Below are 13528 nucleotides of genomic sequence, written 5' to 3'. Positions count from 1 at the left end.
CAACACTGCGTTTGCGAAAAACTAAAAGTAATGCTAAAGCAGATTGCGGAAATTGAACAATTGGTGTTTGAAAAAAAAAGCCAAATTGTTATTATGTTACGTAAATATATGTATATTTTACAGGAATAAAATGTCCGAAAAAGATAAAAAACAGGCTTACCCTGTTATAAATATAGAAGAATGCAAGGCTTGTGGTCGGTGCGTACTTGCGTGCCCGGTAAATGTCCTTGAATTGGGCCAAGAGCTCAACAAACGTGGATACCGTTTCTGCGTGTATAAAGGCAGCGGCTGTATCGGTTGTGGAAACTGTTTTTATACCTGCCCTGAACCCTCTGCAATAGAGGTTCATATACCGGCGAAGAAACCCGACAAAAAGCCTTCCTCGGAGCAATAAATGGCAACAAAACTGGCTAAAGGTAACACGGCGGTTATAGTTGGAGCTTTATATGCCGGCTGCGACTGCTACTTCGGCTACCCTATAACCCCCGCGAGTGAAATACTGCACGACGCTTCTAAATATTTTCCTATGCTGGGCAGAAAATTTGTTCAGGCAGAGAGCGAAGAAGCTGCGATAAACATGGTTTACGGCGCCGCCTCTACAGGGCATCGCGTGCTTACGGCATCTTCGGGCCCCGGCATAAGCCTCAAGCAGGAAGGTATGTCCTATCTTGCGGGCACTGAACTGCCCTGCGTAATTGTTGATATCGTCCGGGCGGGCCCGGGTCTTGGAAACATCGGCGGCGAGCAGGGCGATTACAATCAAATGGTAAAGGGCGGCGGACACGGCAATTACAAAAATATTGTGCTGGCGCCAAACAGCGTGCAGGAAATGTGTGATTTGACATACGAGGCGTTTGATATTGCTTTTAAATACCGCAATCCAGTTGTAGTTCTTTCCGACGGCGTGCTGGGGCAGATGGTAGAACCTCTGAAATTTCCTGAAACAGCTGTTGAACCCAAAATCGACACAAGCTGGGCAGTTTGCGGAACTAAAGAAACCAAAGGCAACCTGCTAACCTCGATATTGCTTGATTTTGACGAGCTTGAGGAGCTTAACCTTAGGTTGCAGGAAAAATACGCGATTGCCCAGGCCGGCGAGGTCAGGTATGAAGAGTACATGACCGAAGATGCCGATATTGTTATGGTTTCATACGGCATAAGCAGCCGTATCGCCCGCGGTGCTGTGGATGTTTCAAGAAAGAAAGGCATAAAGACAGGGCTGTTAAGGCCGATTAGTCTTTGGCCGTTCCCATCTGAGCGGCTTTCGGAACTGGCACAGAAACCGAACATGCAGTTTATCTCTGTAGAGATGAGCAACGGTCAGATGCTTGATGATATTAAACTTGCGGTTGAGTGCAAACGGCCGGTAGAACTGGTCAACAGGTACGGCGGAAGCATGATTACAGTCGAGAACATACTCGATAAACTTAGGGAGATGTCCCGATAATGGATAATAATACAAGCGATTATAAAGTATTAAAACGCCCCGAAGCCATGTACAGCGAATTTATGCGGAAGGGCGGTACCGCACTTAAGGCAACTCACTATTGCCCGGGCTGCGGACACGGAATTGTACATAAGCTCATAGCAGAGGCGATCAGCGATTTTGGCATACAGGACAGATGCGTAATGCTCAGCCCTGTCGGCTGTACAGTATTTGCGTACTACTATTTTGACTGCGGCAATGTCCAGGCATCCCACGGCAGGGCGCCGGCGGTCGGTACAGGTATATCCCGTGCCTGCGATGACGCTATTGTTATATCATATCAGGGTGACGGAGATTTGGCATCAATCGGCCTAAACGAAACGATGCAGGCGGCCAACCGCGGCGAGAAGATGGCTGTATTTTTCGTAAACAACACCGTTTACGGAATGACCGGCGGCCAGATGGCGCCGACAACACTTGTTGACCAGAAAACAATAACCTGCCCAAACGGCCGCGATACCCGGCTGGCAGGCTATCCGCTGCATATGTGCGAGCTAATAAATCAGCTCAAGGCACCTGTTTACATAGAACGTGTTTCCGTCTCAGATATTACTCACGTACGCAAGGCCCGCAAAGCAATACGCAAAGCAATGGAAATACAGCGTGACGGCAAGGGCTATGCTTTTGTTGAGATACTTACAAGCTGCCCGGTGAACCTGCGGCTCAATGCCGCCGACGGTGCTGATTTTGTTAATACTCAAATGGAACAAGAGTTTCCGCTTGGCCTTTTCAGAGATAGCAGCCAAACTGCCGAGCCGTTTAAGCGGATTCAGAGTGATTTCCGCAAGCAGAGTATTGACGCGGTTTTTGATCTTGATACGGATTCTTCGCCAGAGCCTGCACTCGATGAAGATTTTGGCCAGATAGATGTTAAAATCGCCGGTTTTGGCGGCCAGGGTGTACTTAGCCTTGGACTAATAACCACGATTGCCGCATGCAGAGACGGCCGTTTTGTGTCATGGTTTCCCTCATACGGGCCCGAGCAGCGGGGCGGGACGAGTAACTGCTCGATAGTGATATCCGGCAAAAAAATCGGCTCTCCAGATATCTCCGAGCCGGATGTTCTAATTGCTATGAACAGGCCTTCATTTGACAAATTCGCTCCAAAGGTAAAACGCGGCGGGTTAATAATTTATGACACTCTTGCCGGAGATGTGAGTCTGCCTGAAGGTGTTCGGGGCGTTCAAGTTCCGGCAACTGAGCTGGCTAAGAAACACGGTTCACAAAAGCTCTCAAACATCTTCCTGCTTGCCGCGATGATAAAGACAAACGCAACACGTCTTTTGAAAGACGAATTTAAACAGGGCATAAAAGTTTTGTTTGAAGGTAAAGAGCCGGTTGTAAGCAGGAACTATAAGATGCTTGATGACGCTCTGGAATGGGCAGAATCTAATATTCAATAATTTCTTGAAAAGATTCAAACATTACCGATAAATCATTTTCCAGCGAGATTTAAGCCGGTTCTATGTGTACGATCACATCGAGTATATCGGTTTCGCCGTTCATTAGTTTATGTTTGACATTTGTCGCGATCTCATGTCCTTGTGCAACTGTAAGGTTTGCGTTTACAAGTACATGCAGGTCAATTATGATTCCGGATCCGAGTTTGCGGCTTCGAAGGGCGTGGGTTTCCACTACTCCATCGACTGACTGTGCCAGCTTTGAGATGCCGGTGCAGTGATCTTTATCAAGGCCCGCGTCAACCAATTCTTCAAGGGCCGGCTTTACGATTCTCCATGCCGCCTGTACAATCATGAGCGAGACTATGACTGCCGCGATTGAGTCGAGACCTTCCCAGCCTCCTGTTAATCTGTTGACTGCCGCGGCGAGGGCTACGGGAACTGAACTCAAAGCGTCCGAGCGGTGGTGCCAGGCGTTAGCAGCGAGAGCCGAACTTTTGATTTTTCTGGCTTTGGCGATAGTGTAACGATAGATAATTTCTTTGAGGACTATCGAGAGACAGGCTATCGTAAAAGCAGTCCAGCCGATAGTCCTGCTTTGCTGTTTATTGATGTCAGAGATCGCGTTGTAAGCCAGGCCGATGCCGACAGCTCCAAGCAATGTGCCAATCAATAAAGCTGCTACAGTTTCTATTCGTCCGTGCCCGTATGGGTGTTTTGTGTCTGGGGGGGCCTGCCAGAAACGAACGCCTATTATTACAATGAGGTCAGTTACCGTATCACTTAGGCTGTGAAATGCATCAGCGATCAGGGCCTGGCTGGAAGCAATTGTGCCGCCGGCAAATTTCAGACCGGATAAAAGCAGGTTAATAACCATTCCATAGAGGGTTATTCTTCTTACCTGCGATTCGGTTGTTCTTAATGTGGCTCTTTCAGTTTTCACCAGATTTCTTCTGATTTGCCGCGGTATTAACGGCGGCTACTTTTCTTCGGTAGAGAGCACCTCGCCTTTGAGGCTTATGGTTATATCTGTAAACCCAATATCCTCGCCGCTGATTTCGATGGCTTTTTCCAGAACACGGACAAGTTTGGAGCAGCAGGGCACCTGCATATGAAGCAGTGTTATTGAATTCAGCCCGCCTTTGATCATCTGGGCAAGTTTTTCAATATACGGCTCGACATTATCGAGTTTTGGACAGCCTACAACCAGTTTGCGGCCGCTGAGATACTTTGAATGGAAGTCGGGCATGGCAAAAGGCACGCAGTCAGCGGCTACCAGCAGGTCGGCGTTCTTCAGATAAGGAGCTGTCGGCGGAATAAGCGCAAGCTGCACAGGCCAGTTGCCCAGCGCGGAGGGGACTTCTTCTGTCGGGGATTTCGCTGCTTCAGCGGCCGAGCCGTCAGTTACGAGGTCGAACGAGGCAGCGCCGGGGCATACAAACTCACTGCCTGCGTTTTGCCCGGGTCCGGCGTTAGATTCCTTGAGGTATTCTTCGACAGCTTTCATGTCAAATTCAGGAGCCTCGCGTTTTTCTATCGTCAATGCACCATAAGGGCAGCTGCCGATGCACGCGCCGAGCCCGTCACAATAATCGTCTCTGACAAGTTTCGCCTTGCCGTTTACCATCTGAAGAGCTCCTTCTGCGCAAGCGTTAACACATTTGCCGCAGCCTGTGCATTTCTCTTCGTCAATAACAATGATGTCTCTTAATGCCATATTTATCTCACAAATTTAAATGTTCTATATTTTTATACAAGTAATGATTATAACATACTATCATTTTCACGTCAAGCAATATCCTCAAAATGTCTTGATGAATTATTTACTCTTTTCGGCGATTGAATCCAGCAAAACATGTATAGTTGATTTTTGCTGGCGGGACCAGAGGCAGGTAATTATCAGCATGCAAATTATAGCAACAGCAAATACCGTAAATCCTGTGGCAAAGGAAACAGCCCCGAAATGTTGTAATACCATGTATTTAAATGTGTTTAAATCAACTACATGGTCAATTTCTTCTGTTACAATCTTATATAAAATCACCTTTTCGTCAAATGCCCTGCGAAGGAGGTGATAGGTCTCAAAAACTTTAAGAAAAGCGGTTGCCGCCATAGCCGCCGCACAGATGATAATCAAAATATAAGATTTTGTCTGTTTGGAGCTGTCAATGACATAGTTGGATATGACCTTTTTCTGGGCTTCAGTCAGCTGGGATTGTTCAAGTCCCCATTCGGCGAGCAGACGCTGCATTTTTATCTGTTGTTTTTGAGAAAGTTCATTTTTGTTTTTTTTGCTCATTATCAACCCGGAAATGCTGATCATAAATATTGTTTATATCAGGCATTCAGTTTAATTTCATTTTTGTTTTCGGTTAGCTGTAGTTTTAGGTTCCTCTTCGCTGCAGGAGAGCTTCCAGGCTGCCGAACATTATCAGCATATAGCCCATGAATTCTCCAAGTTCCTCTATGACCCGTTTGTAGCTTGCAGAATAGTCATCGCTATTAAATGCATTAAAAGTAATCTTCCAGATATTGCCATTAGTTGCAGTATTATTGTTTATCATAATAATTCAAGTATTCTAAGCAGTTAAGGCTATTAGTTATAACCTCTTTAAAAATAATAAGTTTCCATTAAAATAACGCAGTACATGTTCCCTGAGAATTCTGTTATACTTGTATTTAAGCAAACGGTTTGAAGATGGGATACGTTTTGTAAATTTTATTATAAAGTAATTTGTTTTCAATGAGAAATGTTAATTTTCGAACGCAGTTTTGCAGATATAAGGGCTTCTCTGCTGAATGGAACAATTTCCGCTGAAATGTACTTCGTGGCAGGCGATTTTTGCCGCTCAAGAGTTTTAATTTATTTCTTGAAAATCCGATAAAAATACAATAAACTACTTTTGTTTAGAAACTTATAAGTTTATGTTTAATATGATTTATTTGGGGCGTAACAAATGCAGCCGGACGAAACAGACTGGAAAATCATCAAATTACTTTCAATTCAACATGAATCAAACGCTGCGATAGCGAGGAAACTAAGCCTCAGCGAAGGAACTGTTCGTCAGCGTATAAAACGGCTGCTGGATTGCGGGCTCGTGAGACTTAGAGCAGTTAGGAACCCTAACCTGCTTGACAATCAACAGTTAGCTATTGTTTCGGCGAATGTTGCCGAATCAAGGCTTCTTGACGAAAAGGCCTCTGAAATAGCAAAACTAAAAAATGTCATGTCGGTTTCAATTGTCTCGGGCCAGTATGATCTAATAATTGAATTATTGGTTGATTCAAATAAAGGGCTTATGAAATTTCTAACCGAGGAGCTTTCAACAGTTAAGGGTGTCTCCAGAACGGAATCGTTTGTCATTTTAAAGAGTTATGACAAATGGATTTAAGAAGGCCTTAGAACTGAAAAACCTCTTGGTATGAAAGAATTCATCAGGCAAAAGGCACTTGAGCTTGGGTTTGACCTTGCCGGTTTTACCGATGCCAAACCCATAGGGCATAAAGATGCCGCGGCTCTTGAAAATTGGCTTCATGACGGCTGCCATGGCGAGATGGGGTATCTGGAGAGAAATGTTGAAAAGCGCCTCAGCCCTGCCGAGCTTCTTTCCGGAGCTGCGACTGTGATATGTCTGGCAAAGAGTTATAAACCAGAAGTGCAGCAATTCTCAAATGAGCAGGATCATTTACGCGGCAGAGTCTCCAATTATGCGATCTATGCCGATTATCATAAGTACCTTAAAAATAAACTCTTCCAACTCGCAGACGTTATAAAAACTGCTGATGAGAGGGCGAGATTCAAGTTTTGTGTCGATTCTGTGCCGCTGCTTGAGAGGGCTTTGGCTCTGCGTGCGGGGCTTGGGTTTATAGGGAAAAACACCATGCTTATAAATCCGGAGTTAGGCTCTCAACTATTTCTGGCGGAGATAATTACCGATTTTGAGATTGAGCCGGATAAGCCGTTTGTCACTGACCGTGATCCGTGCGGAGATTGCGATAAATGTATCCGGGCCTGTCCGGGCGGGGCTTTGTCTGCGGGGCGGAGGCTTGACGCGAGAAAGTGCGTAAGCTATCTAACTATAGAAAAACGCTCAGCGATGACCCGCGGCGAGGCCGCCAAAATCTGCAATTCGTTTTTCGGCTGTGATAAATGTGTCGAAATATGTCCATACGAACAAAGAGCCAAAACAAAATGTGATCCTGAATTCACTCCTGATCGGGTTGCCCGGTATATAAACCTTGACGAGATAATGAAATACAGCGAGCATGATTTTAATGTCAGCTTTTCGGGGACAGCTCTTGAAAGAGCCGGCCTGAGTAAGCTAAAAGAAACAGCCGGGATTATAAAAGAATTTAAGGATGCGAAAGAGGGCGGCTGTTAGATGCCAGAGTGCCGGGCCGCTAAGCCGAAGGCACCAGCGGCTTTTTTGAATCCTTAACAGCGATAAACATCCGGAATAGAGCTTCGAAACCAGATACCAGGGTGGCAAAAATCATAATTGACAGTGTTACAGCAGTGAACCAGTAAGCCCATTGGGCCGTTTCTAAATGTGCCATTTTCACCAGAATTGTGCCGACGCCGAATGACTGTGTAAACATTTTGAGTTTGCCGTAAACCGAGGCGGGAAATTTGAAATTACGGTTTTCCGCCCATTGACGGATTATTGTAACAGATAGCTCTCTGAATATAAGTACCGCAACAATCCCCCAGTGAATAGCCGAAAGTGTGCTCTGGCTCCAGCCGAAAAGAAGCGGCCGGCCGATAATTGCAAAACAGATATAAGCGCCGCAGATAAGTATTTTGTCGGCGAGCGGGTCAACAATACGCCCGTATTTGCTGGTGGCGTTGAATCTGCGTGCGATGTAGCCGTCAACGATGTCTGTCAGCCCTGTTATTACAAAAAACACAAAAGCGATATCGATGAAACGTGCTCTGTTTGAAACGTTATCCGAGATAAGAATCATCCACAGAAAAAAACCGGTAAGAACCAGCCTGCCGGTTGTTAAAATGTTTGGCACATGTTTTATAAAATTTTTATTGTTATCAGTCACGCCGTTTCCACGCAGCAATAAGGTACATTTCTTTTAAAGCACTGATTAAAAACAGGCTGATTTCAAATCGAATGCCTATAAATATATAGAGTTGTTAATTCATATCAAGGATTAATTTGTTTAACAATCAAATCATAACCACTTGATTGTATTACTTTTGTGTCTATAAAATCGCCGGGTTTTGCGTTGCAGCCCTTAATATAGCAGAGACTGTCAATCTCCGGGGCCTGCCCATAATACCTTCCTGCGGCGAGACTGCGGCCGTCCAGCTCCGCTGCATTCAGCATATCCACAAGAATCCTGAGCTCACGGCCCCTCATCCGCTGATTTTTCTCAAATACTATATCCTGCTGAGTGAGCATTATCTGCTCAACCCGTATATTCTTGGTTTCATCATCGAGCTGATTGTCTAACTCGGCTGCGGCGGTTCCTTCTTCGGCGTAATACGGAAAACAGCCTAAGGCGTCAAATTTTGCCCAGCTTACAAACTCAAGAAGTTCGGAGAATTCTTCATAAGTCTCGCCTGGAAAACCGGTGATAAGTGTGGATCTGATCACGGCATCGGGTATAATGCGGCGGATATTTTCTATCAGAGCGATGGTGCTTTCCCGCGTGTCTGTGCGTTTCATGGCTTTGAGGATGCGGTTGTTGATATGCTGGGCAGGTATGTCGAAATAGTTGAGGATTTTTTCAGAACCGGCAAAGCATTCCAGCAGCTGCTCATTGATATTTGCAGGGTAAAGATACATAACACGTATCCATTCTATGCCCTGTATCTGTTCCAGTTCTTTTAAAAGTTTAATCAGTCCGTTTTTAATCCCAAGGTCGCGGCCGTAAAAACTGCTGTCCTGAGCAATGATATGGATTTCTTTGACTCCGGCGCCGGCGAGCTGCTGTGCTTCGGAGAGAATATTCTGCATTGGTTTGCTTCTGAAAGGGCCCCTGATGGAGGGTATTGTGCAAAAAGAGCATGTCCTGTTACAGCCTTCACTTATACGCAGGTAAGCCCAATGGGGAGCGGTTGAGAGCATACGGTCGCTGTCATTGGCAATAAAGTTGAGTACCCCTGAGACCGAGACGATTTTTGTCTCTGGAGATTCATACAGACCCTCAATCGCCTCAGCGACAGAATCTCTGCCGGCAAGTCCAATAACCGCATCTATTTGGGGGTATTTATCACTCAGTTTGCCGGCCCTGCGCTGAGCGAGGCAGCCGGTTACTATGAGTTTTTCAATCTTACCCTTGTCTTTGAGGTTTGCGTAATACTCAATTTCTCCCAGCGCTTCTTCTTCGGCAGGTTGGATAAAACCGCAAGTGTTTATTATTATTATATTTGCATTCTCAAAGTCGCCTGTAAGCGTAAAGCCTGAGGCTCCAAGTCTGCCCAATATTACCTCACTGTCCACCCGGTTTTTGGGGCAGCCCAGAGAAACTATTGCAACTGTCTTTTTGTTTTCGTTCATATTACATTTATTAACACAAATTAGTCTATATGTCTAAATATTTTACAACAAACTGAAAATATCCGGAGTTTTTTCATTATTAAGCAAAAAATTGTTGTATAAAGGTTAAGTTCGCATACAATACAGCCAGTAAGATGTTTAAGGAAGATGATACACTGTTTGGATATATAATTACTTGTTTTTTATTGCGTTGCAAATGACAGAATATCGTATTGAATTCCGGCATCTTTGTCTTGCCGCATCTGTAATGTTCTTTGTTACGGGCTGCGGTCTGAAGGGGCATTTTGCGCAAAAACCCACAGAAGTTCAGGCCAGAAAATATCTCGCCGAGGCCAGCCGCGTTATACCCGACCCTGATGTAGAAAATCCTGTCCCTGAAACATATTCCCAGCCGCCGCAGCTTGTGCAAACATCACAGGGGCTGAAGATGTTTTATTACACAAGGAATCAGAACCCTCAGATGATTGGCGGGCTTATTAAGGGCCAGTTCGGGAATGTGGTTACCATTACCCCTGAAACCAACCAGCTTATTATATCCTGTGCTGATAAAAGTAACGCCGAAACCATAGTGGCGTTTCTGGACAGGGTAGATATTCCCCCGATACAGGTCAAGATAGACTGTATGGTTTTTGAACATTATGCTGATATCACTTTTGACTGGGAGACGCAGGTACAGATTCTGGATTTTCTTGGAGAAGACTTAGCGCTCCAGGGTCTTTTTCCTGGTGCCGGCCTGAGGGAACCTGCCAGAAGTGAATTCGGCCTTGATATCGGTTATGTTTCACGGTCAAGCGATATAGAGGTTCTGGTCGATATGCTCGTATCCAGAGGGTATCTAAAGGTGCTGATGAATCCAAAGGTAGAGACGGTTTCGGGCAAACCTGCCAAGGTTGAGTCCTGGGAAAATGTGCCGATTACCAAGATAGAGTACAAAGGAAGTTCCACGCCGTATGAAATAACCGAGTACATTCCGGTCGTTGACCATCTCGAAGTTACTCCCAATGTGTATTCGGACGGCTCAATAGGTTTGAATACAAATATTCAGATAGCTTCTAAATCAACTCCTGAAGGGGCGGCTCAGCTGCCGATTCTGACAAAGAGAGAGATCAATATTGGAGAAAACCGTTTTGAATTTGGTGAGAGCCTGGTAATTGGCGGCTTCAGGAAGAATGAACGCATATCAGTAATAAGAGGTGTTCCTTTTCTGAAGGATATACCATTTATCGGAATACTTTTTTCGAGTAAAGATTTTGAGGACAGAGCAAAGGAAGTTGTCTTTGTCCTGACTCCCAGTGTCTCGGGCGGCGGCGTTGAGCATGAGAGTATGGTGGATTATATTCGCCAGAAACACGCCGCACCCCAAATGGAAAGGCAGTTTCAGGACTTTGTTTTCGATCCGTTTGGTTCGGGCGATTATTACAGACGACTTGAAAAGAAGGTCGCCGAAGAAGAGATTAAGCGTATTAACACTGAAATAGAGGTGATCGCAACCGAAAAGGATATTGCTGAGGCACAGTCTAAGCTCTCGGCCCTTGAAAAGGAAATCGCCGGGCAAAAGAATCTTTCACAGCGTCAGGAAAAGAAGCACCTTGAGACTAAAGCCGCTCTCGAGAAGCATATAACCGAGAAAAAGGCGGAGCTGAGCCAGCTCAAATCTAACCTTGAACAGGAAAAACAGCAAACGGCTGAACTTGAGAAACAGTTAGAAGCTGCCCGGGCGAGTTCGCAGCAGCTTGAACAGAAAATCTCTCAGCTTGAAAACTTAAAGGCGGAGCTGGAAAAACAAAAGCAGTCAAATCAGCAGTATCAGGATTTGACTAATAAGGAACGGCAGCGGGCAGAATTGCTCCAGCAGCAGATCGATGAGCTTACTGCTCAGATAAATCAGCTCAGCCAGGGCCTTAAACAGCTTGAGACTCAGGGCAAACCAGAGGCTGATTCTCAGGGAACGCAGGATTCGCCTCCGCAACCGGAAAAGCCCGAACCGCAGGCTGAAACCGGCAGTCCTGCCGCAGCGGACTCACAGCAACAGCCGCAGGCAGATGCCTCTGAGGATACCGCCGCCACATCAGAGCCGGCCGCAGAGAATAGTCAAACAGATAAAACGGGCGGGCAAGAATGAATATGTTTAAAAGCAGCAAAAAATTTATCGCCGCCGCGGCAGCTTTTATACTTGTCTGCCTTATAAGCGGCTGTAATACAGGTGATTTGTTTTCAGGCAAGGCCGCAGAACTTCAGGCGGAGAAGATTCTCGCAGAAGCTAACAAGATTGAGCCTGATGAGGATACCAAGAATCCCGTCCCCAGACTCTATACCCAGGAGCCTGAAGTGATTCAGCACGGCAAGGAATTTAAGATTTTTTATTTTACGAAAAATCAGCCGCCGGCTACCCTGTCCAAGATATTGGCAGAGCAGAAACTCGGAGCCAAAATAGCGGTTATAGCCGAGACAAATCAGCTGCTGATAACATGCGGTTCTGAGAAGGAAGCAAATGAGATAATAAATTTCCTTAAAAGCGCGGATGTCAGCCCTCTGCAGGTGAAGATAAACTGCATGATTCTCGAGCATTACGCCGACGTTACAATGGACTGGGAAACGAAGATAGAAATAGAGAATTTCCTTGGTGAAGAAGTAACTTTTGACGGGCTTTTCCCCGGGGCTTCTCTTCGTGAACCTCAGCGAGGGGGCTTTGGTCTTGACATAGGCTACATCTCTAATGCAGGTGTGGCGGGACATGAGGTAAGCGTTCTTGTTGATATGCTTGTATCACGCGGCTACATGAAGATTTTGATGAATCCGGAGGTAAAAACCGCCAACGGCAAAGAGGCGTTGATAAAATCCACTGACAAGGTTCCGGTTCCAAGAGTGGTAAACCAGAGAAACCAGAATCCGTACACTGTTACGGCTTATGAGGACGTTGAAGACATTCTGAAAGTTACACCGACGGCATATTCTGACGGGACTGTCGGCATAAAGGCTGAAATAACCTTGGGGGCCAAATCCACACCCGAGGGAGCGACCCAATTGCCGATTCGCACCAAGAGAGTGTTCAAAGCAGATGAAAGCCGGCTCAAGTCCGGCAACAGCCTGATTATAGGCGGATTTAAAAAGACGGAAAAGCTCTCGATAATACGCGGCGTTCCATTTTTTAAAGATATCCCTCTGATTGGAGTTCTGTTTTCAAGTAAAGACTTTGAAGAAAGAGTAAAAGAGGTCATATTTATCGTAACCCCGAGCATTGTCGCAAAGGGTGTTGATCATCAGGAAATGATAGATTATATCCGCAATAAACATGCAGATCCCGATATGAACAGGCCTTTCAACGAGCTGCTTACAGATCCTTTGGGCACTTTTGATTATTACAAGATGCTTGAGAAAAAGGCCGCGGAAGAAGAAATCAGCCGTATCAGGGCTGAAATTCAGGTAAACGCCACAGAGCGCGAAATAGCTATGGCGGAGCTTAAACTCATCGAACTGCGTGATTCACTGCAATCATTGGAGAAGGTCACTGATGAAGAACGGGCTCAATATACTAAGACACAAGCCCAGCTTAATAAGGAGATTGAAGAAAAGAAAGCCTTGTTAGCAAGTCAGCAGGCTGAATTGGAAGCCGCCAAGGCCGCCAAGGCAGAGGTTCAAAAGCAGATGGAGGCCGAAAAACAGAAAAACCAGCAGCTCGTTAGTCAGCTTCAGAAACTTGAAGAAGTTAAAACACAGATAGCAGAGCAGAAGCAGCAGACTGAAAATCTTAAGACGCTCTCCAGTAAGGAAAAACAGACAGCTGATTCTCTTAATGCTGAGCTGGAAACGTTAAAGGGCAGACTTAAAGAGCTTAGAGACGAATATTCCAGAGTAAAAGCCGAACACGAGAGCTCCATGCAAAATGAACAAGATGTGCCGAATGAGTCTCAAGCGGAACCCGAAGCTAAAGAGGATGCCTCCGAAACGGAACCTTCAGAGCAGAAGCCGGAATCTGAGAGCCAAGAAAAGGCTCCCGAAACCGAGCCCGCAGAGAAGCCGGAACCTGAAGCGAAAGATGACGCTTCCCAGGCAGAGCCTGTCCAGAATCAGAGCTCTTCTTAGCAGATATAATACAAGGTTTTGTGCTAAATCCCAATAAAGGAATC

Annotated in this window: 13 protein-coding genes; 7 read left to right on the top strand and 6 right to left on the bottom strand. The window is 45.7% G+C overall.

The annotated features are described in order from the left end of the window. The first annotated feature begins 130 nt into the window (after positions 1–130). Genes SMSP2_RS06005 through SMSP2_RS05995 form a run of 3 tightly spaced genes read left to right on the top strand, consistent with a single transcriptional unit; the run spans position 131 to position 2889 of the window. Positions 131–394 (top strand): 4Fe-4S dicluster domain-containing protein, encoded by a 264-nt coding sequence (locus SMSP2_RS06005; protein WP_146683089.1) that lies wholly within the window; start codon positions 131–133, stop codon positions 392–394. Then, the gene (locus tag SMSP2_RS06000; protein WP_146683088.1) at positions 395–1447 is read left to right on the top strand and encodes a 3-methyl-2-oxobutanoate dehydrogenase subunit VorB; all 1053 of its coding nucleotides are present in this window, start codon (positions 395–397) and stop codon (positions 1445–1447) included. Next, positions 1447–2889, top strand: coding sequence for a 2-oxoacid:acceptor oxidoreductase family protein (locus tag SMSP2_RS05995; RefSeq protein WP_146683087.1), 1443 nt, complete (start codon positions 1447–1449; stop codon positions 2887–2889). Before SMSP2_RS06000 ends, SMSP2_RS05995 begins: the two co-directional genes overlap by 1 nt. A 49-nt stretch (positions 2890–2938) precedes the next feature. Here the strand turns inward: SMSP2_RS05995 and SMSP2_RS05990 are convergent, their stop codons facing one another. The 4 genes from SMSP2_RS05990 to SMSP2_RS05975 form a co-directional block, all read right to left on the bottom strand. Further along, complete coding sequence (locus SMSP2_RS05990) at positions 2939–3829, bottom strand: cation diffusion facilitator family transporter (RefSeq protein WP_146683086.1); 891 nt, start codon at positions 3827–3829, stop codon at positions 2939–2941. 36 nt (positions 3830–3865) lie between these two features. Further along, entirely contained in the window at positions 3866–4603 is a 738-nt protein-coding gene (locus SMSP2_RS05985) for an ATP-binding protein (protein WP_146683085.1), read from the bottom strand. Positions 4604–4705: 102 nt separating this feature from the next. Beyond that, a complete protein-coding gene (locus SMSP2_RS05980; RefSeq protein ID WP_146683084.1) occupies positions 4706–5185 on the bottom strand; it encodes a hypothetical protein in 480 nt (159 codons plus the stop codon). Between the two features lie 85 nt (positions 5186–5270). Continuing rightward, entirely contained in the window at positions 5271–5450 is a 180-nt protein-coding gene (locus SMSP2_RS05975) for a hypothetical protein (RefSeq protein ID WP_146683083.1), read from the bottom strand. Positions 5451–5843: 393 nt separating this feature from the next. Here SMSP2_RS05975 and SMSP2_RS05970 point away from each other — a divergent pair, with 393 nt between their 5' ends. Together SMSP2_RS05970 and queG are read left to right on the top strand one after the other, a co-directional pair. Further along, complete coding sequence (locus SMSP2_RS05970) at positions 5844–6278, top strand: Lrp/AsnC family transcriptional regulator (protein WP_146683082.1); 435 nt, start codon at positions 5844–5846, stop codon at positions 6276–6278. A 30-nt stretch (positions 6279–6308) separates the two neighbouring features. Continuing rightward, positions 6309–7268, top strand: coding sequence for a tRNA epoxyqueuosine(34) reductase QueG (queG, locus tag SMSP2_RS05965; RefSeq protein ID WP_146683081.1), 960 nt, complete (start codon positions 6309–6311; stop codon positions 7266–7268). Between the two features lie 19 nt (positions 7269–7287). On the opposite strand, the gene SMSP2_RS05960 is transcribed toward queG, so the two are convergent. Both SMSP2_RS05960 and rimO read right to left on the bottom strand, forming a co-directional pair. After that, on the bottom strand, positions 7288–7938 hold the full coding sequence (locus SMSP2_RS05960; RefSeq protein WP_186804888.1) for a CDP-alcohol phosphatidyltransferase family protein: 651 nt from the start codon (positions 7936–7938) through the stop codon (positions 7288–7290). 104 nt (positions 7939–8042) lie between these two features. Then, positions 8043–9401, bottom strand: coding sequence for a 30S ribosomal protein S12 methylthiotransferase RimO (gene rimO, locus SMSP2_RS05955; RefSeq protein ID WP_146683079.1), 1359 nt, complete (start codon positions 9399–9401; stop codon positions 8043–8045). Positions 9402–9597: 196 nt separating this feature from the next. Between rimO and SMSP2_RS05950 the strand changes: the two genes are divergently transcribed. Both SMSP2_RS05950 and SMSP2_RS05945 read left to right on the top strand, forming a co-directional pair. After that, complete coding sequence (locus SMSP2_RS05950) at positions 9598–11523, top strand: hypothetical protein (protein ID WP_146683078.1); 1926 nt, start codon at positions 9598–9600, stop codon at positions 11521–11523. After that, on the top strand, positions 11520–13484 hold the full coding sequence (locus SMSP2_RS05945) for a type II secretion system protein GspD (RefSeq protein WP_146683077.1): 1965 nt from the start codon (positions 11520–11522) through the stop codon (positions 13482–13484). The genes SMSP2_RS05950 and SMSP2_RS05945 overlap by 4 nt, the downstream gene beginning before the upstream one ends. The last annotated feature ends 44 nt before the right edge of the window (positions 13485–13528 follow it).

This window comes from Limihaloglobus sulfuriphilus (assembly GCF_001999965.1).
Classification (GTDB): domain Bacteria; phylum Planctomycetota; class Phycisphaerae; order Sedimentisphaerales; family Sedimentisphaeraceae; genus Limihaloglobus; species Limihaloglobus sulfuriphilus.
Note: the sequence above shows the minus strand (reverse complement) of the source record. Positions and strands in the feature narration are given on the sequence as shown.